We start from the raw sequence: 25,677 nt of genomic DNA, 5'->3' as shown, positions 1-25,677 counted from the left end.
GCTATCCGGAGATGGTGCTGAGGTCGGTGCCCATCAGATCGCAGCTCGCGTCCCACAACCGCGCCGCGACGGAGGGGTCCGCGAGGTGGTCCCACACCGGTTCACGTCGGGGCTCGCCGCGCAGGCCGAAGACGCGCGGTCCCCACAGCTGGCCTCCACGCACGGCCGGGTCGAGCACCGCTCGGACCGCGGGCCATGCGCCGGCGTGCTTGCCCTGGAGGAGGAGGGCCGCAGGTGCCGCGCTCAGCCGGGCGCCGGTACTTCGCACATGGACCGGTGGCCGCGACGGGGTGAGGGAGTCCAGCGCGCCGCCGGGATGGACCACCACGCTCGCCACCGTGCTGCCGGCAGCACGCAGGCGGCGGTCGAGTTCGACGCCGAAGTACATCTGTGCCAACTTGGAGCGCCCGTAGGTGCGCTTGGGCTGGTAGTCCTTCCGGGACTGCAGGTCGTCCAGGTCGAGCCGCTCGGACTTTGCCGCGAAGCTGCCCATGGTCACGACGCGGGCAGCCGGCGCAGCCGACAGCAGCGGCATCAGCCACTGGGTCAAGGCGAAGTGCCCGAGGTGGTTCGTGCCGAACATGAGCTCGTGACCGTCCCCGGTCTCCTCGCGCGGAGGGTCGTCAAGCGCGACGCCGGCGTTGTGGACTACCGCGTCAAGACGCTCCACCTCCAGCGATTCCACCGCTGTTTCGAGCGACGAGAGGTCGGCGAGGTCCAGCCGTACGGCCCGCACCCGCGAACCGGGGACACGCGCACGGATCGAGGCCGTGGCGGCCTCGGCCTTGGCCGGATTTCGGCTGCCGAGTACGACGGTGGCTCCGGTTGCCGACAACTGCTCCGCGACGAAGTACCCGATGCCGGCGTTGCCGCCGGTGACCAGGAAGACGCGGCCATCGGCACCGGGCAGCCGTTGGACATTCCATGGCGGGGTGGAGGAAGTGGATGACATGGTGACGGGGGTCCCTTGCTGTGGAAGGCGGCTGCGGCTGCTCCCTTGGGCAACTCGACCCCCATGGTTCCGGCGGCCACCGACACATCGCCTATGGATCACCGACAGTCCCGCCGGACGGCCGACATCCCGCCGACGCGGTGCCGGCCCATCGCCGCACCGCGCCGCTGAGCGTCACGTTGGCCAACCGGAGCGCGCAATTGCCAACTGGGACGCTCAGGCACAACAAGCCCTCACCCTTGATCGTTTCCATGGTCCGGAGAAGACGAGATGCCACCACGAGCCCGAGGGCTTGTCGCTGCCCCGTTCGGCGATCAGTTCTTCGACGGCCTTCCTGATTTTGCGTTAAGCCTTTGAGGCGGTGCTGCCATCCCGGCTCGCATCCAACCTCGCGCCCTCGCAGACCCCATGCGCGTCTTGCTCAACCCAGGTCCGCGGCTGCCGGCACGAGCGCAGCCTTCTGGAGGCGGGGGCCCGCGGATCCCACGGCCAGCAGGACGAAGCCCGCAACAACCGGACCAGGGCAGGCGCTGCCGGAATCCGCCTCGGCCGGGTGGCCTCGGATCGGAAGTGAGGGACTTGGCCGAGGCGGGGTGTGACTGGAGAGCGGCACCGGCTGATGGGTGTCAGCCGGCCGTGAGCACCATCCGGAAGCGGGCCTTGCCGGCGAGCATCTTCTGGTAGGCCTCGTCCGCGCGGTCCAGTGGCACGATTTCGGTCATGGGGCGGATGCCGTGCAGGGCGCTGAACGCCATGGTGTCCTCGACGTCCTTTCGGGACATCCGAGCCGCCGCCACGGTCGACCTGTCTCACCTCGGCGCGCAGGTTCTTGGGTTTCACTTCTGGCGGGTTTGGGGCCCCGCCATGGTTGTTTCCTGGAAGGTCCGCCGGTAGGCGGAAGGTGTGGTGCCGAGGGTGTCGCGGAATCGAGCACGGAGGTTGGTGCTGGTTCCGAGGCCGCTTTGGGCGGCGATCTGTTCGATGCCGAGGTCGGTGACTTCCAGGAGTTCGCGGGCGTGGTTGATGCGTGCGGTGAGCAGCCACTGGTGTGGGGTGATGCCGGTTTCCTGGCGCCACATGCGGACCAGGGTGCGGGCGGAGACGCGAGCGTACCGGGCAAGAACCTCCAGTGTGAGGGGTTTCGTCGAGGTGACTCAGGGCCCAGTCGCGGGTGTCGGCGAGGGTGTGAGCGGTGGGTTCGGGCAGGGGCTGGGTGATGTACTGGGCCTGGCCGCCGTCGCGGTGCGGCGAACAGTTCGCGGGCGATGTCGTTGGCGTCGGCAGCGCCGAGGTCCTTGCGGACGATATGGAGACACAGCTCGATGCCGGCGGTCACGCCCGCGGAGGTCAGCAGGGGATCGTCGTCGATGTAGAGGACGCTGCGGTCCACCCGGACCTGGGGGTAGAGCATTTCGAGTTCGTCGGCGCTGGCCCAGTGCGTGGTGACCGTACGGCCGTTGAGCAGCCCGGCCGCGGCCAGTGCGAAGGCGCCGGTGCAGATGGAGGCGATGCGGGCGCCTCGGCTGAAGACAAGTTTCAGAGCTGCCGTGACCTCGGGTGCCGGTGGCCGCTGATATTCCCAGTAGCCGGGCACGATGATCATGTCCGCCCTGGCCAAAGCAGGCAGTCCTGCTGTGTCTCCGACCGTGAACCCGGTGCTGGTCGTGATGCTGCCACGGGCTCCGCCGCACACCGTGAGTTCGTACGGGGTGTTGGGCCGCGCGTTGAAGATCTGCGTAGGGATGCCGAGATCGATGGGGAGCACCAGGGGCAGCACCAGGACCGCGACGCGATGGGGAGCCATGGCTCCAAGGCTACGACCGTAACTTTCTGGACAGGCTGCCCGGGAACCGCAGGAATGTCTGGCGGCCCATGGCCGGTGAATGCGTCGGCTGTGCGGCTCGGACGGGCAGGGTGAACGGTGTGCCCGGAGCGTTCCCATGCCCCAGCAACCCGAGCAGCCGTATCAGCGCAGCAGTGGGGGGGATGGCGCCGGCGTGATCGCAGCCATCGGCCGTGGTCACCGAGGGCAGCGGCGCGGCTCTGTCGGTCAGCGAGTGACCGTCCGCTTGTGTGTCCCGAAAATTGCGAAGGGTGGCATACGAGCTTGTGGTTGATCGAGAAGGGCCGGACGACGATGGAGCCATGCGCAGCATGGCCCACCGCCGAGGCTCACGCCGACAGCGGCCGCAGCACAGCGGCTCAGCACCGGCCCAAGTAAGGAACACGACACCGTGACCACCTACACCCCGATCGGCCGGTACTTCAACGTGAAGGACGGGCGGATCTACGGCCACGTCCGCGAGGGCGACGGGCCGACCCTGGTCTTCCTCCACTACTGGGGTGGCTCCCACCGCACCTGGCGACCGGTCATCGAACTCCTCAGCCCCGCGCGGGCGTTCGTCTCGTACGACCACCGCGGCTGGGGTGAGTCCACCCAGGTTCCTGGCCCCTACGGCATCGAGCAGCTCGCCGACGACGCCGAGCGCGTCATCGACGAACTCGGCCACGGCGAATACGTCGTGGTGGGCCACTCGATGAGCGGAAAGGTGGCTCAGGCGCTCGCCTCTCGCCGCCCCGCCGGACTGAAGGGCGTAGTGCTCGTCGCACCCGCCCCGCCGGCTCCGTTCGGTGTGACACACGAGTTCCAGGAGACGCTGGCGCACGCCTACGACAACGGCGAGACCCATCGACCAAAGCATCGATCTCGTACTGACCAACGGCGAGCTGTCCGCCGAGGTGCGCCGGCAGGTTCACGAGGACAGTTCCCGGGCAGGCGAGGCGGCGCGCATGGCGTGGCCGCGACAGGCGCTGGTCGAGGACTTCACGGACCGGGTCGGTGCGATCGACGTCCCCGTCCTGGTGCTGGCCGGCAGCGACGACAAGGTGGACCCGCCGCAGATCCTGCGGGACCACCTGCTTCCTCTGATCACCACTGCCACCCTCACCGAACTCGACGGTACCGGCCACCTGTCGCCACTGGAGGTGCCCGACCAGGTCGCCTCCCACATCAGCGCGTTCGCCGCCCGCCTGTAGTACCTCGTGGTCCGCGCCGGGCGGCATCACCCACCCGGCGGGGCGCGAGCACGAGGCGGCAACCAGCCTCGAAGGAGATCACCCATGGTCGAATCCGGGCGGACGTCATCCGGCCGAGCCGCGGGGAGGCGGTGTCCGGCCCGGTCAGGCTTCTCCGGGTAGGCGTGCGGGATCTGCCGCTCGCGCAGGTACTCGCGGATCTTCCGGGAGGAGTACGCACGGCCGGCCAGGACATGGCCCGGCTCGGCAGCCCCCGTCCGCGGGCCCGCCGCGACGGCGGTGGAGTGGACCAGGATCCCGCGCACCCGATGCACTGGATCCCGCATGCGGCACCCGGCCAGGGTGTGGACTTCCTCCAGTACCCGGTAGACCTCCCGCTCACCGGCAGGCTTGCCCGCGTCCGTCCCGGGCACCTCGCAGTCCTGCCTCACCTCTCCCGCACCGGGCGGCGACGGGCCACTGGAGTGATCCGTGGCGACAACAGCATCGCTGCGCGGCGCGGGTCCGGGTGGATCGGCCCGGGATCCGCGTCTAATCGGGCCAGAGTACTGAAACGCCAGGCCCGGAAGCTCTGACGGGCGCGGGTCTCTGGGCACGCCCCCACAGCGCTTGAGGGAGACTGCAGTGAGCGGTACAACGACCTTGCCGGCACCGTCCGGTCCCTACCTGGACAAGGGGCTGCTGCCCGCCGACTTCTTCGCCTACGAGGAACTGCTGTCGGACGGGGAGCGAGAGCAGCTCGAGTCCGTCCGCGAGTTCCTCCGCACGCAGGTCGCACCGATCGTCGATGATTACTGGGCCAGGGCCGAGTTCCCCTTCCAGTTGGTCGAGGGCTTCGGGAGGCTCGGTCTTATGGACTGGGCCGACCCGGACTCCCCGGAATCCAGGCCGAGCAACCTCCTCGCGGGCTTCCTCGCGCTGGAGTTGGCGCATGTCGACGCGTCCGTGGCCACGTTCGCCGGCGTGCACACGGGTCTGGCCATGGGCACCATCCTCACCTGCGGCTCCGACGAACAGAAGCGGCGGTGGCTGCCGGCGATGAGCCGCTTCGAGAAGATCGGCGCCTTCGGGCTGACCGAACCGCACGGTGGCTCCGACGTGGCCGGCGGCCTCCAGACAACCGCGCGCCGCGACGGCGACACATGGATCCTCGACGGCGCGAAGCGGTGGATCGGCAACGCGACCTTCGCCGACCTGGTCGTCATCTGGGCCCGCGATGTCGAGACCCGTCATGTGCTGGGCTTCGTCGTGGAGAAGGACACTCCCGGGTTCACCGCGACGAAGATCGAGAACAAGATGGCGCTGCGGATCGTGCAGAACGCCGACATCGTGCTCGACGGCTGCCGCGTTCCGGAGGCCAACCGGCTGCAGAACGCGCACTCGTTCAAGGACACCGCCAAGATCCTGCGCCAGACACGCAGCGGCGTGGCGTGGCAGGCGGTGGGCGTGATGTTCGCCGCCTACGAGATCGCCCTGCAGTACACGAAGGAACGGGAACAGTTCGGGCGCCCCATCGGGGGCTTCCAGCTCGTGCAGGACCTGCTCGTGAAGATGCTCGGCAACGCCACGGCCTCGTGCGGGATGATGACGCGCCTGGCCCAGTTGCAGGACGCCGGGGTGTTCCGGGATGAACAGTCCGCCCTGGCGAAGGCCTACTGCACCGTGCGGATGCGCGAGAACGTGGGGTGGGCGCGGGAACTGCTGGCCGGCAACGGCATCCTCCTCGACTACAAGGTCGGCCGCTTCGTCGCCGACGCCGAGGCCATCTACTCGTACGAAGGCACCCGGGAGATCCAGACCCTCATCGTCGGACGCGCCGTGACCGGCGGCCTCAGCGCCTTCGTGAGGTGACGACAATGACCAACGAATCCGTCTTCACCGGCCTGAAGGTCCTCGACGTGTCGAGCTTCATCGCGGGACCGGCCGCGGCCACCGTGCTCTCCGACTTCGGAGCGGACGTCATCAAGATCGAGCCGCCGGGAAGGGGCGACCCCCAACGGCGGCTGAGCTCGGTCCCGCCCAGCCCCCGGGCACAGGCCAACTACAGCTGGCACCTCGCCAACCGCAACAAGCGCGGCATGGTGATCGATCTGAAGTCACCGGCGGCCACCGAGGTACTCAAACGCCTCGTCGATTGGGCCGACGTGGTGATCACCAACTTCCCGCACGGCACGCGCGAGAAGCTGCACCTCGGCTACGAGGAGGTCGCGGGCTGGAACCCGCGGGTCGTCTACGCCGACATCACGGGCTTCGGCGACGCCGGTCCCGACGCCGGGCAGCCGGGCTTCGACCTGACCGCCGCCTGGTCGCGCAGCGGGCTGCTGGCCTCCACCCGGGACGCCGGGGCCCCGCCGACGGTCCCGGTCTGGGGCAGCGGCGACTACATGTCGGCGATCGCGATCTACGCGGCGGTCGTGACCGCCCTGTACCGCCGTGAGCGGACGGGACAAGGGGCCAGTGTCGGGACGTCGCTGCTCGCCGGGGGCGTCTGGGCCACGGGAACGCTTGTGGCCGGCGCACTCGCCGGCGGCACACCGTTCGAGCTGCACGACCGGAAGGCGCCGGCGAACCCGCTGATCAACCCCTACCGGACCGCGGACGACGAGTGGTTCATGCTGGTCGCCTCACCCCCGCACTGGCCGGGACTGACGCGGGCCATCGGGCACCCCGAGCTGCTCGAGGATCCCCGTTTCGCGGACATCGAGGGCTTCGTCGAGAACGCCGCCGCGCTGAGCGAACTGCTCGACGCCGAGTTCCGCTCGCAGCCCTTCGCCCACTGGCGGGACGCCCTGACCCGGGAACGCGTCACGTACAGCCTCATCCAGACGCCGGAGGAGGCCGCGCAGGACCCGCAGCTGCGCGCGAACGACATCGTCGTGCCGCTGGAAGGAGTCAGCGGGCTGGCGGAAACCATCAGCAGCCCGGTCAACATCCGAGGGGTGCCGAAGGTGCCGGCGAAGCGAGCGCCGGACCTGGGCGAGCACAACGACGAGATCCTCGCCGAGTTGGGATTCGGCCCCGCCGAGATCGCCGAGCTGCGCGCCCAGGGAGCGATTCCCGGCCCGACGGAAGCCGAGGGGCCGCGATGAGCACGGCGCCCGAAGCTGCCGACTTGGTGCTCCACGAGCGTCACGGCGGCGTACTGACCATCACCATCAACCGCCCCGCGCAGAAGAACGCCGTCGACCACGAGGCCGCGGTACAGCTCGCGGCGGCCGTGGATCTGCTCGACGCGGACCCGGAGCTGTCGGTCGGCGTCCTCACGGGCGCGGGCGGGGTGTTCAGCGCGGGCATGGACCTGAAGGCGTTCGCCAAGGGCGAGCTGCCCTTGCTGCCCAGCCGGGGCCTGGGCGGGCTCACCCGCGCGTCGGTGCGAAAGCCGCTGGTCGCCGCGGTCGAGGGCTGGGCGCTCGGCGGTGGCTTCGAGCTGGTCCTCGCCTGCGACCTGATCGTCGCCGCGGAGGACGCCCGCTTCGGGTTTCCCGAGGTCATGCGTGGTCTCGTGGCGGCGGAGGGCGGACTGGTCAGGCTGCCGCGCCGACTTCCGTACCACGTCGCCGCGCGCGTACTGCTGACGGGCGAGCCGCTGACCGCCGTCGAAGCCAAGGAGTACGGGCTCGTCAATGAGCTGACCCCGCCCGGCGCCGCGCTGGACGCGGCCCGGGAGCTCGCGGGCCGCGTCGCGCGGAACGCACCGCTTGCACTGGCGGCCGTCAAGGAGGTCCTGCGCGAGACACAGGGCCTGAAGGAGAGCGACGCGTTCAGACGCCAGGACGAGCTCACGAGCGGACTGGCCGCCAGCGAGGACGCGCGGGAAGGCGCACAGGCGTTCGCCGAGAAACGCGCCCCGGTCTGGCACGGCCGCTGATACCGGCCGCCGCAGCCGCTCTTCCCCCGCAGCCCGTGTCCGAGTTTCAGGAGCAGTGACCAGTCATGAACGTACACACACCCGTCCACCGCGTGGCGATCGTGGGCACCGGCACGATCGGTGCGAGCTGGGCGACGCACTATCTCGTCCGAGGCTTCGACGTCACGGCGACCGACCCCGGCCCCACCGCGGAGACGGCCCTGCGTTCGTACGTGGAGGCGGCATGGGACGCGGCTGCCTCGATCGGACTCGCGCCCGAAGCCTCGCCCGACCGCCTGAGCTTCACCGCGGACCTGCGTCAGGCCGTCGCGGACGCCGATTTCGTACAGGAGAACGCGCCGGAGCGCCCGGAACTCAAGGTCAAGTTGTTCGCCGACATCGACGACGCCACCCCGCCGGACGCGATCATCGCGTCGAGTTCGTCGGGCATCACGATGAGCGTCATCCAGGCCGAGTGCCGACGTCCGGAGCGGACCGTCATCGGTCATCCTTTCAACCCGCCGCACATCGTCCCGCTGGTCGAGGTCGTCGGCGGGACGAGGACCGCCCCGGAGACGATCCGGGACGTCATGTCGTTCTACGCCGCGATCGGCAAGAAACCGATTCACCTCAAGAAGGAGCTTCCCGGGCACGTCGCCAACCGCATCCAGGCCGCGCTGTACCGCGAGGTCGTGTACCTGGTCCAAGAGGGAGTGCTCGACGTGGCGGACTCCGACGACGCGGTGTCCTGGGGGCCGGGGCTCAGATGGGGGGTCATGGGTCCCCATCTGCTGTGGCATCTCGGCGGAGGAGAGGGCGGCATCCAGCACTTCATGGACACCCTCATGCCGCGGATGGTGGCGTCCTGGCAGGAACTGGGCATCCCCGAGTTCACGCCCGAGCTCAAGGAGGAGATCGTGGGCGGCGTCCTGGAGGAGGCGGGCGGCCGCTCGGTCGATGAACTGGCCGCCCGGCGCGACGCGATGCTCTCGGCCCTGCTGGCCGTGCGCGCCCAGCACGACCCGTCCGGCCCGAGCGCCACAGCCGGTCGCGGGCCGAAGGAGGAAGCGTGACGCAACGCCAGGAAAGACTGTTCGTGCTCGAGGCCAGCAGTGGCGGTCGCTTGTTCTCCGTGAACCCCGACGGCTCCGACAAGAAGGTCATCGTCACCGGGTGCAGGATCCCCGACGGGGTCGCCATCGATGTCCTGGCCGGGCACGTCTACTGGACGAACATGGGCCTTCCGCCGGAGAACGACGGCTCGATCGAACGCGTGGACCTGGACGGAGGCAACCGGACAACGATCGTCCCGAGCGGCGTCACGCACACGCCGAAGCAGCTGTATCTCGAAGCCGTCGGCCGGAAGCTGTACTGGGGCGATCGCGAGGGGATGCGCGTGATGCGCTGCGACCTCGACGGCTCGCACGTCGAGACCCTCGTGCAGACGGGGCAGGGAGAGGATGACCGCCGCGACGAGACCAGGTGGTGTGTGGGAGTCGCCGTCGACCCGGCCGGCGGACACCTCTACTGGACACAGAAGGGCCCCAGTGACGCGGGACTCGGAAAGATCCTGCGGGCCGGAATCAGCCTGCCCGCCGGGGAAAGCGCGGCCGAACGCGGCGACATCGAGGTGCTGTTCGAGGGGCTGCCGGAGCCGATCGACCTGGAGCTCGACCTCGCGGAGCGCATGCTCTACTGGACGGATCGCGGGGACCCGCCGCGGGGCAACAGCGTGAACCGCTCGCCGATGCACCCGCCGGACGCGCAGCGGACACCCGAGATCCTCTTGACCCACCTGATGGAAGCCATCGGCATCGCCCTCGATCCGGACGGCGGCCGCATGTACGTGACCGACCTCGCCGGGAACGTCTACGCGGCCGGTCTCGACGGATCGAACCGCAGGGAGATCCTCGTCGCGCAGGGCAACCTCACCGGCATCGCGCATGCCGTGCTGCCGACTGGAACGAGTTTCTAGTTGCCGGGTTACCTCTCTTGGGAAAGCGTCGAACGTCACGAGGACGTTCCGGCCTCGGGCGTGACCGAGATGACGATCTTGCCGACCTGGCCGCCGGCTTCCAGGTAGCGGTGGGCCTACGCGATGGCCTCGAGGGGGAACCGCCGGTGAGGTGCCGCAAGGGGCCGATGAGCCCCTGTCCGACCGGGCACTGGCCGTGACCGGCAGGGACCCTGGATGGACCCGACCCACGCGATAGTTCCGCGACCGCATCCAGTGTGACGAGCAAGACTGATCGCCGGTGGTGTGAGGAGTGCCATGCATCAGGTGTGACTTCACGTAGGAGTCAGACCCGATGGCACAAGTGGACCGCCTGGACCTAGGCTCAGCAAGGCGCGCGGCCGCTCCATCGACTTGCCCGGCTGTCCCGCAGACTGCCTGCTCGGGGCCTGATGGCAGGATCAGGGTGTGATTGGTGAACCTGCTCAGCCTGGAGCCAAGAAGTATGTCCTGTTCGATGTCGATGGCACGTTGATCGATGCTGTGGACAACCAGCGCCGGGTTTGGAGGGTGTGGGCGGAGCGATACGGACTCGACCCCGGTGAGGTCTACCAAGTGGCCTTGCGGACAAGGCCGATGGAGACCTTCGCGCAGGTCGCTCCGGACCGTGACCCGCAGGAGTGCCTGGCCGCGCTGCATGAACTCGAGGACGAGGACGTCCGGTCCGGCGTGTATGCGGCCTTCGACGGTGCTTCCGAGCTGCTGGACGCTCTGCCGCCGGAGTCTTGGGCGCTGGTGACGTCGAATTACGAGCACCGGGTGCGCGGCCGCTTCGCCCGGACCGGCTTGCCGGTCCCGAGCATCATCGTTGATGCCGCCTCCGTCGAGGAGGGCAAGCCCTCGCCTGTCCCTTATCTACTGGCTGCCAAGCGGCTCGGTGCCGACCCGCAGGACTGTCTGGTCATCGAGGACGCACCCTCCGGTGTGCGGTCCGCACTGCGTGCCGGGATGACGGTGTGGGGGGTCAACGCACCCGTCGCGGTGGACGGCGTGCACCGCCACTTCGGAAGCCTGCGCGAAGCGATCCGCGACATCCTCGCCGTCACTTCCGGAACCCGCCCTCACGAGCCGAGGGGATCAGCGGCAGTGGAATGATCTCGCTGTGACTGGTGTGATCACGGCGTCGGAGCCGTCTTGGACAGCCCCGTTCACCGGGCTGAGTCCCCGCCAGTTCGCGAACCGGTGACGGTACTGCGTCGCGCGGGCGTCGATACTGTCCACCGAGGCCGGCCCTGGAGTTGTCACTGGACGACCGCATGCTGATGGTCACGGCGTACTGGAGCACGAACTTGACGATCCGCCAGCTCGCCCTGCTGTGCGGCATCTCGAAGTCCGCGGTCGACCGCATCATGAAGCACCTCGGTCCGCTGCCAGCACTACAACCCCGGCGCCGCTTCGCGAAGGACACGGTGCTCATCGTGGACGGCACCCCCGGTTCGAGGATGTAGAGCGCGATGTTGCGGTCGGTCCCGGCGCGGTGGTCGACGAAGTCCGGGTAGGGGGCGTCCGCGCGGTCCCACCATTGGGCCTTTTCCTCACCAAAGAGAGACGGCGCTGATCACCGGAGACTGCATCCATCACCCGGTCCAGCTCGCCCACCCCTCCATCGGCTCTTGCGTCGACATCCACCCGGAGCGGTCCGAGGCCTCGCGCCGCAAGCTGCTCGGCTCGCTCGCCGACACCGACACCCTGGTGCTGGGCACCCACTTCCCGCATCCCACCGCCGGCCGCGTGATCACGCACGGGGACGCCTACCGGCTCTCGCCTGTCTTCGCGACCCCTCAGGCGTGGCTGCCCCGGACAAGGGTTACTAGTAACGTTTCAGAACTACTTCTGATTCAAAACTAGGAGAAGCCGTGTCCGACCGCAGGAGTCACGTCACCTTCCAGCACGGGCAGGAGTTCCTGGCCGCGATCTCCGAGCGCTGGAACTACCAGATCCTGCGGGAGGTGTTCTTCGGTGTCGGCCGGTTCGGCGAAATCAAGCGAGCCCTGGGCATCTCGGCGAACATCCTCACTGCGCGGCTCAACAGCCTGACCGAGCTGGGCCTGCTCACCAAGCGCGCCTACCGCTCGGACAAGCCGTGGTACGAGTACGAGCTCACCGACAGCGCCCGCGAACTCGTCGTTCCCGCCATCGCGGCCATCACGCGTTGGGCCGAGACCCATGCGACCGGCGGTGACATCACACATCACCCACTGATGCACACAGTGTGCGGCAACCCGACCAATCCGTATCTCGCGTGCAGCAGCTGTCACCAGCCGGTGGAGGCCTCGACGCTGCGGCCGGTGTCCGCCGAGGAGGGCGGTGACCAGGGGACGGGCGGGAGGGGAGCGGCCTCCGCGGCGCCGGGCGACCCCGGTTCGGGACGCCGTTGACCGCTTCGGCCTGAGGCACGGCGTAGTAGCGATTTGAAACTAGTAGCGTTACGCTACTGGGACGCTGCTAGGAATCCCGAACGTCTCCCCGGGGGTCGCGGAGAGGACTGACCATGGCCACGCACTGGCAAGTCGGTCGCGTGGGCGCTGCGCGGCATCCTCATCGGCCGCAAGGACGAGCGCCGCCGCCTGAACAGCATGAGGGACATGCCCGTCCTGAACACCGCCGGCGAGGAGGACAGCCAGTTCCCCGTGCACGTGGTGCGGAAGATGACCGACGCCATCGAGGGCAGTACCTTGCGGCTGCTCCAGCACACCGCCCACCTCGCCGCCCGCACGAACCCCGAAGGTGTCAACGCCGAGATCGACGCCTTCCTTGCCGCCCTGCCTGCCGCAGCCTGATCGGAAGGCCACCACCATGACAGACGACACCGCACAAGCGACGGCCGTGCCCAGCTGGGTCCTGAAGTTCATGGACGCCATCGACACCCTGGAGTTCGGTGAGGGCTTCGCGCCCCTGACCGAGAACACCGACATGTTCTTCGGCACCGCGCACATCCACGGCGCCGAGGCCATCAAAGCGTTCTTCGTCAAGATCGACGCGCCGCTGATCATCACCCATGAGGTCTTGGAGTTCTGGACCGCGGACGACGGCGTCCGCCTGCTGCGCGGCGAGGCGACCATGGCCAGGAAGAGCGAACCGGACAAGGTGGTGCGCGCCCCGTTCACGCACATCTTCTACCTCGACCGGGAAGAGCCGGTCCGTATCCGGACGCTCCGCATCACTGCGGGCCCGCTTCAGACCGACGCCGTGATGTGACCTCGCTCCGGGGCCGGCCGGAGAGGTGAGAGATATTCCCAGGCGAGACTATGTCGAACAGGTCTTCGCGATGCTCGGAGAGCCGGCGGCTCGTCACAAGGATCCGCGGTTGCGTACTCCGGATCCGAGTTATTTACTGGTAGGTACAAAACCGGATATGTGTAGCAGTTCCTCGGGGCGGAAGTGCTGTGACTCCCGTTGCCGAGAGTGTCACCGGATGGCTGTGGATCATTTGAGGGGCGGAGGCGCGCAGACTGCCTTGCAGCACTCGGCAGGTTGAACACGCCGCCGGTCGCTGGACGAGCCGGTGCTGGGCAGCCCGCATGCTCGTCGCCTGTTCGGCAACGCCTCCGGGGTGGCCGGCCTGGCTCTGCTCCAGCATGCGTGGCACGTGGTGCTCGGTTTCGCCGCGGCTGCCGTGCTCGCTCCCTCGGCTTTGGCTCCGAGCACTGGGCGGTCACTTCAGGGGCCCGATGCGGACCCGCGCCCCGGGACTCTCCAACGGCAAGGGCCTGCGGCGCGGAGCCGAGGACGCCTCGCGCCTCGTTCTGCGTCCGCACTTACTGCAAGGAGATGAGTTCCATGCTCGCCATTCACCTCACGCAGTTCGGCGAGCCGGAGCAGAGTCTGAAGGTCGTGGACGTTCCCGAGCCTCCGGCTCCTGCCGCCGGGCAGGCGCTGATCCAGGTTGAGTACGCCCCGCTCGACCACCACGACCTGCTCCTGGCGAGGGGCGTCTATCCGGTCCGCCCCGAACTGCCGAGTGTCATCGGCAACGAGGGAGCCGGCACGGTCCTGGCGGTCGGACCGGGCGTCACCCGCATCCGCCCCGGCGATACGGTCCTGCTTCCCTTCGGCACCTTCGCCTGGTCCGAACAGGTCCTGGCGGAGGCCGCGAAGCTGACCGCCGTGGACCGGGCCATCAGCCTCGAACAGGCGGCGATGCTCACCATCAACCCCACTACCGCAGGCCTGCTGGTGGAGTCGCGTGACCTTCCGGCCGGCTCTTGGGTGGTGCAGAACGCGGCGAACAGCGGGGTCGGTCGGTCCGTCATCGCCTTCGCCAAGGAGCGCGGGCTTCGCACGATCAATATCGTGCGCCGCGAGGAGCTCGTCACCGAACTCGAGGCACTCGGCGCCGACATCGTGCTGATCGACTCCCCAGACGTGGCCGTGCGCGTGCGTGCGGCCATCGGCGACGATCCCGTGCTGCTGGGGTTGGACGGCGTCAGTGGAAAGGCCACCTCGCTCCTGCTGGACGTGCTGACCGACGGCGCCCTGCTGCTCATCTACGGCTACATGAGCGGCGAGCCCTTCACGCCCGACCGTAACGTGCTGAGGGCGAAGAACATCACCACAACAAAGTTCTGGATGTACCAGGACGAGTACCTGCCCCGTCATCCGGACATCGGCGCGGAGTCGGCGCGGCTGGTCGCGGCGGGAAAGCTCACGTTGCCCTCCGCCCCCGTCCACCAGGCCAAGGACTTCGCCGAGGCCCTCGCGTACCTGCAGAAAAACGGCAAGGTCCTGCTGGACTTCAACCCGCACCGCGAGTAGGCGTCGTCACGGCACAGCACCGAAGGCCCCAGGAAATGGAATCGCCGAAGACTCCCGCCACCGGCGAGAGCAAGGGTGGAGGCGGTGGATCACTTGACAGGCGGAGGCGCACGGTCCCCTCTGCAGGCCGGGTCGGCTGCACGAGCCAATGCCGGGCAGCCCGCGCGGTCTCTGCACACGATCAAGGAAGAGCACCATGAGCACACACGGCACCATTGGCGTACTCGGCGCAGGAGAGGTGGGACAGGCGGTCGCCGACAAGGCCGTCCGCCACGGTCATGAGGTACTCATCGGCAACAGCCGGGGTCCCAGGACTCTCGAAGCCCTCGTGGGCAGGCTGGGGCCGAAGGCCCGTGCGGTAACGGCCGAGGAGGCGGTGCAGCCGGAGCTCGTCTTCCTCTCGGTGCCGTTCTTCGCCGTGCCGGAACTGACAGGCCTCACCACTTGGGCCGGGAAGATCGTCGTCGACACGACGAATCAGTTCGCGGCGGCCAACCCCTGGCGGGGACGGTACGACGTCGGTGACCTCACGGGCAGCGAGTGGGTTGCCCGCCACCTTCCCGGCGCCCGGCTCGTGAAGGCTCTCAACACCCTGTTCGCCACGTTCATCGCCGCGGACCCGCGGCATGCCGAGGGCCGACAGGTGGCCTTCTACGCGGGCGACGACGCCGACGCGAAGACGGCCGTGGCCGGCTTGCTGGACGAATTCGGATTCGCCGCCCTGGACCTTGGCGGTCTGCGGGACGGCGGGCGGCTGATGCAGCTGGACGGTGCGCTCAGTGCAAAGCACCTGCTGCTGCAGGACGTCGGCTGACGCCCCGGCTCCCACACTCCAGCGCGCAGGAGGAGCATCATGAACCGTCGTGTCGTCTACACCCGTGGCGGGTCGCCGGCCAACGTCCTGACCGTCATCGAGGAGCCGGAGCCGGCGCCCGGGTCCGGTCAGGTCCTCATCCGCACCACCGCCTTCCCGGTGCACCCTGGTGATCTCCAGGCCGTAGAGGCCTACCCCGAGGAGGCGACAAAGCCGGTTCCCGCCGGGGTGGAGGCCACCGGCGTGGTGGAGGCGATCGGCCCGGGAACACGGGTGGCGCCGGGCGTCACGGTCGGCGGCCGCGTAACGGTCTTCCCGCAGCCGGGGGCCTGGTCCCAGTGGATCGTGGCGGATGCCGACGCGCTCGTCGCCGTACCGGACGAGCTGTCGGACGAGGTCGCCGCGCAGATGCTGGTGAACCCGCTCACCACGGTGATGCTGCGCCGTGAGGCGCAGGAGCACCCGGCCTTCGGATACGACGGTCTTCTCGTGCAGACCGCCGCGGGCTCGTCGGTCGGGCGGCTGCTGACGGGCGCGTCCCTGGTGCACAACCTGGCGCTCGTCAACGTCGTCCGCAGCGACCGCGGCGCCGCCGAACTGCGCAAGCGATTCCCCGACGTGCCGGTCGTGGCGACAGAGCATCCTGGCTGGGCGGACGAGGTCCGCGAAGCCGCCGGCGGCCGTCCGGTCAGTGTGGCCCTGGACCCGATCGGCGGGAAGCTGGCGGAGAGCCTTCTGGACCTGTTGACGCCGGGCGGGAAGCTGGTCAGCTACGGGCAGATCGGCGAGGAGCCGATCTCGGTGCATGCGTCGACGCTGCTGCACAAGTCGCTGACGCTACGGGGCAAGAACATCGGCCGGTGGCTGTCCGAGGCCTCCGCCGACAGACGGGCATCCGACGTCGCCACCGCGAAGCTGATCGCGCTCACGCTCAAGGACCAGTTCGACGTGGCCGCAACGTACGGCCTTGACGAGCTGGGCAACGCCGTGGAGCACGCGGTACGGCCCGGCAAGATCGGCACCGTCCTCGTCCGCCCCTGGTAGCCGGCGCTGCCCGTACAGGAGTCCTGCCGGCAGCCGACAAGCTGCCGGCGAAAGCCGGGCGTTTGATGCCTGAGCCACACATGTCGTGCGACTTCAGGGCCACCAGTGGTTGTCAGCGAGGCAGGACAGAGGCTGCCGAGGGTGGCCGGGGCCTGGCAGGTGCAGCATTCGGTGCGGAGGAGTTGTCCGCGTCGCCTGATCGGGCCGCCGAGGCGAGGGCGGCCGGCGACGAGTGACATCCCATCGCGTGTCCGCAGACACGCGATACCAGGGATCTGGCACCCGTATGGCGCTTCGTTCCTGTGCCCCTCTCTGTGACGCTGGGTCGGCGGCGCGCCGGCGACAGCCGTTTTGTGGCGCCGTAGCGACGTCAGGCACCAGTCGAGGACCTGGTACCCGGCGCATGCTCGTCCGGCGAAACACGGGGAAGGAGGGCCAAGGCCTGCTCAGCAGCCCCGTTGACGACCTCGGGAGTGGCTCCCGCCTTGCCCAGGGCCTCAAGTCCCCGGAGCACGGCAAGCAGGAGGCTGGCGAGGCTGTCTGGGTCCGCATCAGCATCCAGAGAGCCTTCCGCTTGGGCCCGCGTGATGCAGCCCCGCAGCGCGCCGTGCAGCCCGCGGACAACCGCGGCGATTCGCTCGGCCACGCCCTCGTCGACGGCCGACAGTTCCGCCGCGATCTTGGCCATCATGCAGCCGCGGCGTTCCACGTCCCCGATGATGCCGTCCGCGACATTGCGTACATGCCGCTCCAGCATGGGCAGGGCCGGTCCGGGGCCGCCCAGAGCTGTGCGCCAGGCTCTCAGTGCGTCGCTGTTGTAGCTGTCCAGAGCCCGCAGGAACAGCGCGTGCTTGTCCTCGAAGGCTCCATACAGACTTCCCCGACCCAGGCCGGTTACAGCGCTCAGGTCGTCGATGGAGGTGCCGTTGTAGCCCACAGACCAGAACTGATCGCGGGCAGCCCGCACAACCTCTTCTTCGTCAAACTGTCGAGGCCGAGCCATGGGGCAACTCTACGCCGCGTACAACAGCCGGGATCGCCGTCGGCGGCCTGCTCGAGTTCGACGCAGTCAGCGCCTTCCTGAAGAAGGGGTGCGGTGGGCCGCGGGCCGGCGGCAGTACGCATGCCAGTACTCGCCGGCTGAGCGCCGGATCGTCAACGGACAACGGACAACGGACAACGGACGGGCGCGCTTCGGTCCGCTGCGGCAGTTCACCCTGGCCAACCCGAGCCACCCCACCCGAACCACCCCCACCACACCGTCCAGACCCGCCAGTTGCACCGCCATCTGCGCTGGCGCAACGCCCACGCCCGCCACCCCGACGTCTGGTCGCCGGCGCAAGGAACGCGCCCGCGTCGCGGCGAGAAGGGCATCCGCTGGGGCGGACGCCCACACACCGCCGTAGCCTGACCAACCAGGAGACCTCGCCGTGCGCCGGCGCGGAGATTCAGACGGTGGCCAGGCTCTTCGCCAAGACCCGCTCCCTGCGAACGCCGGCGGGCAGAAGATTGCCGGACTCACCCGTGTCCGTGAAACCGTGCCGCTCATAGAGCGCGACCGCCTTGCGGTTGTCCGGCATCACGGACAACCGCAGCGTCCTGGCACCGCGCTCCGCCCCCCACCGTTCGACCGCCTGGATCAGGTAGTCACCCACGCCTTGGCCCCGAGCCGTGGGGTTGACCCACAACGAGATCAACTCCACGTTCTCTGCTTCCCCGCCCGGCACTCCGCTGACCATGCCCACCGGAAGGCCGTCGAGGAGCGCGACGAGATCCCGCGCGCCAGGGATCGACAGACGGGTACGCCAGCGTTCCTCTCGATCACCGGAGCCTTGCCACTCGGCCAGCGTCGATCCGAACGCATAGGGCGCGTCAGTAAGCGCTGCCAGTCGCAACTCCCGCCAAAGGGGCCAGTCGTCTGATTCCAAGGTGCGCAGCCCGAGCATGATCCAGACCTTGCCCGGCCGCCGGGGCGACAGCAAGTTGATTACAACCACGCAAAACAACGTCGATGAGCCCTGCGACCAGCCGAACCCGGGAGCAGCGGTGACTCATACACCCGCAGGCCACGAGGCCAGCCGGTGAACCTATCCGGTCACAGCATCAGGCCCGATCGGCCTTCCACTCGTGGGCGAGCGTCGCATAGACGTACTCGCTGCCCCACCGCTCGCCGTCGAGATCGTTCTCGACGAGGTGCGCTTCCCGGCGCATGCCAAGGCGTTCGCACACACGCACCGACCCGCTATTGAGCACATCGAGTCGGGCGAACAGCCGGTGGACGCCCAGCTCGGCAAAGGCCAGCGAGGCGGTCGCGGATGCTGCCTCGGTCGCGTAACCCCGGCCGCCGTACGCGGGGTTGAAGATCCAGCCGATTTCAGCCTGGCAGGCCCGCGCGCTCGCCAGTTTCAGGACGACCTCGCCAACCACCGTTGCCCCGCCTGTGCGGCAGACGGCTACCACCAGATCATCACCGTCCTCGGCCCATGCCGTGCCGGCCACGCGCCGCGCCAGACTCTGCACGCACTGGTCACGGGTCAGCGGCGGCCGAAAGAGGTAGCGGGCGACCTCGGGGAGGCTCTGGTACGCATACAGGTCTTCGAGGTCGTCCGGTGTGAACGGACGCAGTGTGAGCCGTTCAGTGGTGATGGGCAGCGAGAGCCTGATCATCGGCTTGGTAACTCCTCCTCGTAGGCTGCCCCATCAGCCTAATCGAGCACCCTGAGCCCGAGGTTGCTCCTCCCGACGCCACTGCTTCTCGACGACGAGGAGGCGACCGCCACCGCGGTCTCGCTGCTCGTCGGTGCGCGTGGCGCGGTCGCCGGCTCCGGCGACGCCGCGCTCCGGGCGCTGACCAAGCTCGACCAGGTGCTGCCCGCCCGGTTGCGGCCTGAGGTGCGCGCGCTCTCCAGCTCGGTGGAGTTCTTCGGCGCAGGCCGCACGCCGGTCGGCCCCGAGGCGCTCATGGCGCTTGCCAGGGCCTGCCGCGACGAGGTCGAAGCCGGTTTCGACTACCCGTCCGGAAGCGAAGTACGACGGCGGCGGGTCGAGCCGTACCGCCGCCAGCCTCGACGCCGTGCTCATGCACGTACTCCTGCTGGGGTACGACTTCGAGATACTCGATCCTCCGGAGCTCGGGGGCCGCTGCCGCGCGCTGGCGGAGAGACTGTTGGCGGCCGGTGCAACGGTTTCACCGGCGCCGGACATACAGGAGTCATGAACCGCGACCTGGCCAACGGCGAGCCTCTGGGGAACGCGGCCTTGACCGGTGTGAGCCCGGGGCAACGCCCGCTGACCCCTATCTGCCGTCAAAGTGCCCTCGACCTTGATCGGTCCGGGGCGCTGCGGTGCTCCGGACAGGATGGGGGGACGCATGCGGCACGGGCCTTCGGCACGGCGGCTAAGCGCGGTGTTCCAGCTTTCGGCCCCATGTCTGGCTTGGTGCTTCGATGTAACGGTAAGTCAGCACGCACAGGGGAAGCAGCACGGCGAAGAACGCCACTTCGAGCATGAGATTGTCCCGCCGCCACCGGCCGATCGTGCCGTCGGTCACCGCCAACAGCACCGGATGCACCAGATAGACCGAGTAACTGATCGTTCCCAGCCCGGTCAGCCAGCGCGGTACCCGCCGGCGGCGCAACGCCAGTCCGGCACCGAAGGTGAGCACTGCCAGCAGGAATGCCACGATCCAGCCGCGCCGTGTGAAATGAGGCCCGTCGCCGTATCGGTACGCACTCCCCACCGCGCAGGCCACCACCACGACGGCTGTGCACGCAGCGTACCGCCAGGTGCTCTGACCGTGCTCGGCCCGGTAGGCGGCGGTGCCGAGGAACATCACGGCAAGGATCACCAGGCCCTCCCACAGAGGGACCGTGCCGTTGAAGGGGGCCAGGACAAGCGCCAGCACCCCGCCCAACACGCCCCCGAACACGCGAAGCGCGGGTGACACGGCACTCGCACAGCAGAGGGCGACCACCATGGTGATCGAGGCAACCGCGACCAGCGGGCCGGTGCCCACCGCGCCAGAGAGGGCGGAGACCGGCAGCACGACCCCTGCCGTCCCGCATACGGCGGCGAGCACGGCCAGGGTGACGGCGACCGCTGCCGACCGCCGATGAAGGCGGACCGTGAAGAGAGCAACCACCAGCAGGTAGAAGGCCATCTCATACGAGAGCGTCCACAGGACAAGAAGGAGACTGGGCGTCCCCAGCAGCTCTTGGAGCAAGGTGACATGGGCGACGGTCACGGCGGCAAGGCTCTGCCTGCCCAAGCCGGTGCGAATCTCGGCGATTCCCATCAGGTGGAGGGCGAGGACCGCGGTGACGGCAACCGCCCACAGTGGGTACATGCGGAATACTCGTCCGATCCAGAACGTCCGGACACAGCCCCGGCGTTCCAGCGACGCGGGGATGATGTAGCCGCTCACCAGGAAGAACACCATGATGCCGTACCGGCTGGTGTTGAACTGCGGCATCAACTCCCGCCGGAACTCCGCCATGAAGGCGTACGAAGAGTGGTCGAACACCACAACCAGTGCCGCGATGCCGCGCAACGCATCCAGCCAGCCCAACCGCGACAGACCGGCCGACATGGTAGCTGGGGGTAGTTGTTGCATTACAGAGCGTGTCCGATTTGGGGAAGGAGGGACGAGGGGTGGGGGTTCCATACGTAGCCTTTGATCCGGCCGTCGAAGATGCGGCCACAGGGTGGCGAAGACAGGACACGCCTGATGAGGCGCTTTACACCGCGGGCACCCGTGTGATCTTCAGCGGCTGTGCTTGGTCCAAGCAGGGGCAAGAGGTGGGGGCGAATTCGCCATGCCCATCGTCCGCGCTGCAGGCTGATCGTGCGTCATGTGCGGTTCCCCTGGTTGCCTTGCGGCCCGGGGAACCACGGCTCCGCGGTCGTCGACGCGACTTTGTGAATTCCGTCGGCTAGTCGTCCGGCAGGACAACCTTCATCGGAACGCAGGGCTCGGCCTCGCTCCTGGTCTCGTAGAACTCGACCGCGCGAGGCTGGGAGCTGCCTTTGGTGTTCTCGAAGGTCAGCACGTTGCCCCGGCGCAGTGTGACGTCCCAGCTGGACTTAAAAGGAATGACGGGTACACGGTTGCCGTGTTCATCACTCGCCACGAGCGGAGAGGCGACTTTGCTGCGCTCACAGACGTAGCCGGGAGCGAGCACGTCAACGGTCACGTGAACGCCCCATGGGCGCACCTTCCTCGCGAGCTCGCGCTGGGCCGCGACACTGATGTTCTGGTCCTGGACGGTGAGCTTGACGCTGCCGTCTCCGACCGGATCCACCGCCCACGCGTTCGAGCCGGCCGGCGAACCGGGCATGATCACCGCGGCGAGCCAGGCCGCTGTACAGGCCGCCGCAACGGCAGCCATCCGGCGCGGAGTGAGCGGAGCGAACAGACGACCCACGGCAGCCTTCGCCCTGCCCTCGCCCGTCTTGAACTCAGCCGTTCCGGTGCTGGCTACTCCGGCCTCGCGCAGCTCGATCTCCCGCTTCAGCTCACCCAGTAGCCGGTCCTCGAACGTCGTCCTCATGCTCATGCTTCTCCCCTTGTGACGTACAACAGCGATGCGTCCGGCGTCTCCGCTCCCGGGGAGCTTGCCTGCGCGGCCACGGGATTCGTCTTCGCGGCCTTGACGTCCGCCTCCTCCCGCAGGGCCTTGCGCGCCCGGTGCAGCCGGACCCGGGCCGTGACCTGGCGTATGCCCAGCGCGGCCGCCGCCTCCGTGACCGTGAGCTGATCCACCGCGACGAGCTCCATGACGGCCCGCTCGCCCTCGGGAAGTCTCGCCAGCGCCGCCAGGGCATGCCGGCCGGGGCTCTCCGCGTCGAGCCTGTCCTCAAGGCGGACGATGTCGTCAGCCTCCAGCAACCGCCGTCCGGAGAAGCGCAGATCGCGTTCCGCCTCCCGCGCGACCCGGCGGCGCTCCGACGACACGACGTTGCGCGCGATGCCGTACAGCCAGGCAGTCTCGCTGCCGAGGTGTGGGCGATAGGTATGGACCGAGTCGAGGACGGCGAGGAAGATTTCGGCCGTCAGGTCGGCCGCGGTGTGCGGGTCGTCGACGCGCCGGGCCACGAAACGCATCACCGCGTCCACGTGCCGCCGGTAGAACTCTTCGAAGAGCTGCGGGTCACGTACTGCTGCGGCGGGCCCACCCCGTAACCGTTCCGCGCCATCCACAGGCGACTCCTTCTCGTCGGAGGCATCCCGGTCCTCCTCGTCGGAGGTGTACCGGAGTTCTTCAAAGGCACTTCACTTGTTCTTGGTTCGAGGCACGAAAAGCGTTACAGAGAGAACCCGATGAACCGGCGTCGTCGCCCAGGGTCTTTCCACGCCTAGAGGTGTTTGCGGGACAGGAAGGAGTTCCAGTCGGCGAGACCGCCGGCGCCCAGGACCGTGACGTCGGCTGCCAGCTCGGTGTGGGAACGGGTCCGCAGTTCGCGCCGGGTGATCCGGGCGACGACCGCGGGGAAGAGCGGCCGCAGAGGCTGGCACCAGCGCAGCCAGGGTGGTGCGTAGATGTGGTGGGCGCGGTGGGTGATGCCGGTGGTGAGCCAGTCGGCGACCTGGGCGGGGGTGTGGACTCGGCGTGCGAAGCGGGGCTGGTTCCGTCGCAGGGCTTGCAGGACGGGGTGGTCGTCGATGCCGGCGACCATGGCAGTGCCGGTCCAGTGGAGATAGGCGATGCCGACGGTGATGCCGTCGCGCTCGACCTCGCCGCGCAGTGCCTGGGCGAAGGATTCTGCGCCGGCTTTGGAGGCGCAGTAGGCGCTCATCATGGGTGCGGAGCCGAAGGCGGCCGTGGAGGCGATCTGGAGGAAGTAGCCGCGGGTGTGGGTGAGCTGCGGGAGGAAGGCTCTGGCGGTGTTGGCGGATCCGACGAGGTTGACATCGATGACCCGCTGCCACAGGTCGGCCGCGGTGCGGGTGAATGGACCGCCGGCGGCGATGCCGGCGTTGGCTACGACCACGCTTGCCGGGCCCAGTTCGTTGTCCACATGTCGGGCGGCGTCCTCGAGCGCGGCGTGGTCGGTGACGTCGGCTTCGACGTAGATGTTTCGGTTCGGCAAGGAGGCGGCCGCCCGCCGCAGGGTCTCCTCCTCGCGCCCGAGCAGTGCGACGAGCATTCCGGCGGCGGACAGGCGCTGTGCCAGGGCCTCACCGACTCCGCGTGCGGCGCCGGTCACGACTGCGACCCGTCCGCGCAGTGGTGTGCCAGGAGGGGAGCTGTGCCCGCCGACACTACCGATGTCACGCATTTCCGTCCTCGTTCCTTGTCGGCCACCGACGGCGGCACCCATGTCCGCGTACCCGAAAAAAGAGTTTTGTCCGCCCTGCTGGAGAGTGATGGCGAGACCGTACTGGCCGATTTCGAGGAATCGACGAAATGCCACGCACGGGCTGACGGAATGCACGGAGGGGGCAGGGCGCTGGGCGGTCGCCGCGGGTTCGCCGACGCTCGCGCTGCGATGGGTTCCCAGTTGGGGAACGCGTGGCCTGCGTGATGGATATCGCGAAGATCAGCGCCAGGCAGATGTACCAGTACTCCCTGCGCCAGGTCGTCGTCGGTGACGGCCGTCGGCCGGCCCGGAGACTCCCTGGCGCAATACCGGCCCGGCGCTGGCGGGTCCCGGAGGGCCCCCGGGGAGGCCAGGGAAGAACCGGCCGATGACCGATCACCGCCGCCCGCTGGGCACCGGACCGCCCCGAGCCGGCCTGCCCCGCGCGGGAGACACCGAGCTGTCGACCGCGCCACGAGCCCGCCCCGCCGCCGAAGGAACGGCGCGCCCGCCCCGTCCGCCTCGGGTGGGCGCCACGCCGTGCGGAGCGTGCTGATGCTGCGTAGCGTGGAAGATATAGGGCCGCCGAGGCCGAGGATGCGCACGGGGCGGAAGCGTGTGAGGCCCGAGCTGGACTACAGGTTGCTGTTCGGCGCGACGCCGAGCCCGTATCTGGTGCTGGCGCCAGATCTGGTGATCGTGGATGTCAATGAGGCGTATCTGCGGGCGACCGGCCGTACCCGGGAGGACTTGGTCGGCCAGCATGTGTTCGAGGCGTTCCCGGACAACCCGGCCGACCCGGATGCCGACGGGGTGCGGAATCTGGGGGCCTCGTTGGAGCGGGTACTGGCCACGGGGTCCGCGGACGTGATGGCGGTGCAGAAGTACGACATCCCCGTGGTCGCGCGGCCGGGGGTGTTCGAGGAGCGCTGGTGGTCGCCGGTGAACACCCCCGTTGTTGACCGGGACGGGCATGTGGCGTGGATCATCCACCGGGTGGAGGACGTGACCGCGTTTGTGCAGGCCCGCCGCTTTCGGAGCCGCGGGGAGGGCGGGCGGCTGTCCGAGCGGGAGGAGGGGATGGAGGCCGAGCTGTATGCCCGGGCCCGTGAGCTGCAGCGGCTGAATGAGGAGTTGCGGGCGGCGCACGCGAGGGAGCGGGAAGTCGCGGTCACATTGCAGGAGGCGATGCTGCACTCCCCGGATCTGGCCCGTCATGAAAATGTGGCGGTGCGGTACCTGCCTGCGATCGGCTCTTTGAACGTGTGCGGCGACTGGTACGACACCGTTGACCTGACCGAGGGGCGGTTCACCGTTGCCGTCGGTGACGTCGTCGGGCACGGTCTGGAGGCCGCCACCATCATGGGCATGCTCCGCAGCGCCCTGTCTGCGGCGAGCCGGGGGGTGGCCGGGCCCGCCCAGGCCTTGGAGGTGCTGGGCATGTACGCCCGCTCGGTGGAGGGCGCACTCGCGGCCACCGCGGTCACGGTGCTCATTGACTCCCGGTCGAAACTGCTGGTCTACTCCAGCGCCGGCCACCCTCCGCCGGTGCTCTTGCACGCCGACGGCACGTGCGAACTGCTGGACAAGGCCACCGATCCGCCGCTGGGTGCGCGGCCCGAGCCTGTGCCGCGCCCGCAGGCCAGCGCCCCTTATCGCCGTGGTGACGCCCTCGTCCTGTACACCGACGGGCTGATCGAGCGCCGGGGGGAGGACATCGACACCGGCCTGGACCGGCTCGGGGAAACGCTGGGCGGCTTGACCGACCTCGTTCCCGAGCGGCTTGCGGACGCCCTGCTCGCGGGGCTCGGCGTCGCCGGTGGCGGCCGCGACGACATCGCCCTGGTCGTCGTCCGCCTCTGACAACGGACCGCCCGGGCATGTGCACCAGGTGTGCCCGATCAGGCGTCCTGGAG

24 protein-coding genes and 5 pseudogenes are annotated in these 25,677 nt (G+C 68.8%); 17 read left to right on the top strand and 12 right to left on the bottom strand.

Features of this window, described 5'->3' with window-relative positions:
* Window position 1: 1 nt before the first annotated feature.
* The 3 genes and pseudogenes from SAVERM_RS04105 to SAVERM_RS04100 form a co-directional block, all read right to left on the bottom strand.
* Window positions 2-952 carry an SDR family NAD(P)-dependent oxidoreductase gene (locus SAVERM_RS04105; protein WP_037651120.1) on the bottom strand — a complete coding sequence of 317 codons (951 nt, stop codon included), beginning with the start codon at window positions 950-952 and terminating at the stop codon, window positions 2-4.
* 626 nt (window positions 953-1,578) lie between these two features.
* Window positions 1,579-1,725 (bottom strand): annotated as a pseudogene (locus SAVERM_RS41155) (alcohol dehydrogenase); the annotation flags it as partial.
* A gap of 63 nt (window positions 1,726-1,788) precedes the next feature.
* Window positions 1,789-2,756, bottom strand: a pseudogene (locus SAVERM_RS04100) (GlxA family transcriptional regulator).
* A gap of 430 nt (window positions 2,757-3,186) precedes the next feature.
* On the opposite strand from SAVERM_RS04100, the pseudogene SAVERM_RS44410 reads away from it, so the two are divergent.
* Both SAVERM_RS44410 and SAVERM_RS44405 read left to right on the top strand, forming a co-directional pair.
* Window positions 3,187-3,549, top strand: a pseudogene (locus SAVERM_RS44410) (alpha/beta fold hydrolase); the annotation flags it as partial.
* A gap of 193 nt (window positions 3,550-3,742) precedes the next feature.
* Window positions 3,743-3,988, top strand: a complete 246-nt coding sequence (locus SAVERM_RS44405) for an alpha/beta fold hydrolase (protein ID WP_237528717.1) — start codon at window positions 3,743-3,745, stop codon at window positions 3,986-3,988.
* A gap of 26 nt (window positions 3,989-4,014) precedes the next feature.
* Here SAVERM_RS44405 and SAVERM_RS45820 read toward each other — a convergent pair whose 3' ends face one another.
* Entirely contained in the window at window positions 4,015-4,401 is a 387-nt protein-coding gene (locus SAVERM_RS45820) for a hypothetical protein (protein WP_137951496.1), read from the bottom strand.
* Window positions 4,402-4,612: 211 nt separating this feature from the next.
* Between SAVERM_RS45820 and SAVERM_RS04085 the strand changes: the two genes are divergently transcribed.
* The 14 genes and pseudogenes from SAVERM_RS04085 to SAVERM_RS04025 all read left to right on the top strand — a co-directional run bounded on the left by SAVERM_RS04085 (window position 4,613) and on the right by SAVERM_RS04025 (window position 16,462).
* A complete protein-coding gene (locus SAVERM_RS04085; RefSeq protein WP_242432291.1) occupies window positions 4,613-5,839 on the top strand; it encodes an acyl-CoA dehydrogenase family protein in 1,227 nt (408 codons plus the stop codon).
* A gap of 5 nt (window positions 5,840-5,844) precedes the next feature.
* Window positions 5,845-7,077, top strand: a complete 1,233-nt coding sequence (locus SAVERM_RS04080) for a CaiB/BaiF CoA transferase family protein (RefSeq protein WP_010982156.1) — start codon at window positions 5,845-5,847, stop codon at window positions 7,075-7,077.
* The gene (locus SAVERM_RS04075; protein WP_010982155.1) at window positions 7,074-7,856 is read left to right on the top strand and encodes a crotonase/enoyl-CoA hydratase family protein; all 783 of its coding nucleotides are present in this window, start codon (window positions 7,074-7,076) and stop codon (window positions 7,854-7,856) included. Before SAVERM_RS04080 ends, SAVERM_RS04075 begins: the two co-directional genes overlap by 4 nt.
* Window positions 7,857-7,921: 65 nt before the next feature.
* Complete coding sequence (locus tag SAVERM_RS04070) at window positions 7,922-8,908, top strand: 3-hydroxyacyl-CoA dehydrogenase NAD-binding domain-containing protein (protein WP_010982154.1); 987 nt, start codon at window positions 7,922-7,924, stop codon at window positions 8,906-8,908.
* On the top strand, window positions 8,905-9,810 hold the full coding sequence (locus tag SAVERM_RS04065; protein WP_010982153.1) for a hypothetical protein: 906 nt from the start codon (window positions 8,905-8,907) through the stop codon (window positions 9,808-9,810). Before SAVERM_RS04070 ends, SAVERM_RS04065 begins: the two co-directional genes overlap by 4 nt.
* 447 nt (window positions 9,811-10,257) lie before the next feature.
* On the top strand, window positions 10,258-10,944 hold the full coding sequence (locus SAVERM_RS04060) for an HAD family hydrolase (protein WP_010982152.1): 687 nt from the start codon (window positions 10,258-10,260) through the stop codon (window positions 10,942-10,944).
* A gap of 7 nt (window positions 10,945-10,951) precedes the next feature.
* Window positions 10,952-11,279: pseudogene (locus tag SAVERM_RS04055) on the top strand (helix-turn-helix domain-containing protein); the annotation flags it as partial.
* A 115-nt stretch (window positions 11,280-11,394) separates the two neighbouring features.
* Window positions 11,395-11,697, top strand: a pseudogene (locus SAVERM_RS44395) (hypothetical protein); the annotation flags it as partial.
* A gap of 8 nt (window positions 11,698-11,705) precedes the next feature.
* Window positions 11,706-12,227 (top strand): winged helix-turn-helix transcriptional regulator, encoded by a 522-nt coding sequence (locus SAVERM_RS04050; protein WP_010982149.1) that lies wholly within the window; start codon window positions 11,706-11,708, stop codon window positions 12,225-12,227.
* A 207-nt stretch (window positions 12,228-12,434) separates the two neighbouring features.
* Window positions 12,435-12,629, top strand: coding sequence for an alpha/beta fold hydrolase (locus tag SAVERM_RS04045; protein ID WP_048894528.1), 195 nt, complete (start codon window positions 12,435-12,437; stop codon window positions 12,627-12,629).
* A 16-nt stretch (window positions 12,630-12,645) separates the two neighbouring features.
* Window positions 12,646-13,047 carry a hypothetical protein gene (locus SAVERM_RS04040; protein ID WP_010982147.1) on the top strand — a complete coding sequence of 134 codons (402 nt, stop codon included), beginning with the start codon at window positions 12,646-12,648 and terminating at the stop codon, window positions 13,045-13,047.
* 582 nt (window positions 13,048-13,629) lie between these two features.
* Entirely contained in the window at window positions 13,630-14,604 is a 975-nt protein-coding gene (locus SAVERM_RS04035) for a zinc-dependent alcohol dehydrogenase family protein (protein ID WP_037651122.1), read from the top strand.
* 196 nt (window positions 14,605-14,800) lie between these two features.
* Entirely contained in the window at window positions 14,801-15,418 is a 618-nt protein-coding gene (locus SAVERM_RS04030; protein ID WP_037651127.1) for an NADPH-dependent F420 reductase, read from the top strand.
* A gap of 39 nt (window positions 15,419-15,457) precedes the next feature.
* Window positions 15,458-16,462, top strand: a complete 1,005-nt coding sequence (locus tag SAVERM_RS04025) for a zinc-binding dehydrogenase (RefSeq protein WP_010982144.1) — start codon at window positions 15,458-15,460, stop codon at window positions 16,460-16,462.
* Window positions 16,463-16,832: 370 nt separating this feature from the next.
* On the opposite strand, the gene SAVERM_RS04020 is transcribed toward SAVERM_RS04025, so the two are convergent.
* The 8 genes from SAVERM_RS04020 to SAVERM_RS03990 form a co-directional block, all read right to left on the bottom strand.
* Window positions 16,833-17,465 carry a TetR/AcrR family transcriptional regulator gene (locus tag SAVERM_RS04020; protein WP_010982143.1) on the bottom strand — a complete coding sequence of 211 codons (633 nt, stop codon included), beginning with the start codon at window positions 17,463-17,465 and terminating at the stop codon, window positions 16,833-16,835.
* 445 nt (window positions 17,466-17,910) lie between these two features.
* Complete coding sequence (locus SAVERM_RS04015; RefSeq protein ID WP_010982142.1) at window positions 17,911-18,408, bottom strand: GNAT family N-acetyltransferase; 498 nt, start codon at window positions 18,406-18,408, stop codon at window positions 17,911-17,913.
* A 157-nt stretch (window positions 18,409-18,565) separates the two neighbouring features.
* Window positions 18,566-19,129, bottom strand: a complete 564-nt coding sequence (locus tag SAVERM_RS04010) for a GNAT family N-acetyltransferase (RefSeq protein WP_010982141.1) — start codon at window positions 19,127-19,129, stop codon at window positions 18,566-18,568.
* A 33-nt stretch (window positions 19,130-19,162) separates the two neighbouring features.
* Complete coding sequence (locus SAVERM_RS45815; RefSeq protein ID WP_037651128.1) at window positions 19,163-19,543, bottom strand: hypothetical protein; 381 nt, start codon at window positions 19,541-19,543, stop codon at window positions 19,163-19,165.
* 316 nt (window positions 19,544-19,859) lie between these two features.
* The gene (locus SAVERM_RS04005; RefSeq protein WP_237528716.1) at window positions 19,860-21,050 is read right to left on the bottom strand and encodes an acyltransferase family protein; all 1,191 of its coding nucleotides are present in this window, start codon (window positions 21,048-21,050) and stop codon (window positions 19,860-19,862) included.
* A gap of 343 nt (window positions 21,051-21,393) precedes the next feature.
* Window positions 21,394-22,017 (bottom strand): hypothetical protein, encoded by a 624-nt coding sequence (locus SAVERM_RS04000; protein ID WP_010982139.1) that lies wholly within the window; start codon window positions 22,015-22,017, stop codon window positions 21,394-21,396.
* Window positions 22,014-22,661: an RNA polymerase sigma factor gene (locus SAVERM_RS03995; protein WP_010982138.1), complete on the bottom strand. Its 648-nt coding sequence runs from the start codon at window positions 22,659-22,661 to the stop codon at window positions 22,014-22,016. The genes SAVERM_RS04000 and SAVERM_RS03995 overlap by 4 nt, the downstream gene beginning before the upstream one ends.
* 155 nt (window positions 22,662-22,816) lie before the next feature.
* Window positions 22,817-23,740, bottom strand: coding sequence for an SDR family oxidoreductase (locus SAVERM_RS03990; RefSeq protein ID WP_010982137.1), 924 nt, complete (start codon window positions 23,738-23,740; stop codon window positions 22,817-22,819).
* A gap of 639 nt (window positions 23,741-24,379) precedes the next feature.
* Here SAVERM_RS03990 and SAVERM_RS03985 point away from each other — a divergent pair.
* Entirely contained in the window at window positions 24,380-25,624 is a 1,245-nt protein-coding gene (locus SAVERM_RS03985; protein WP_107083234.1) for a PP2C family protein-serine/threonine phosphatase, read from the top strand.
* The last annotated feature ends 53 nt before the right edge of the window (window positions 25,625-25,677 follow it).

The organism is Streptomyces avermitilis MA-4680 = NBRC 14893 (assembly GCF_000009765.2).
Lineage (GTDB): Bacteria > Actinomycetota > Actinomycetes > Streptomycetales > Streptomycetaceae > Streptomyces > Streptomyces avermitilis.
The sequence above is the reverse complement of the archived record's forward strand: the minus strand, read 5'-3'. Positions and strand labels throughout refer to the sequence as shown.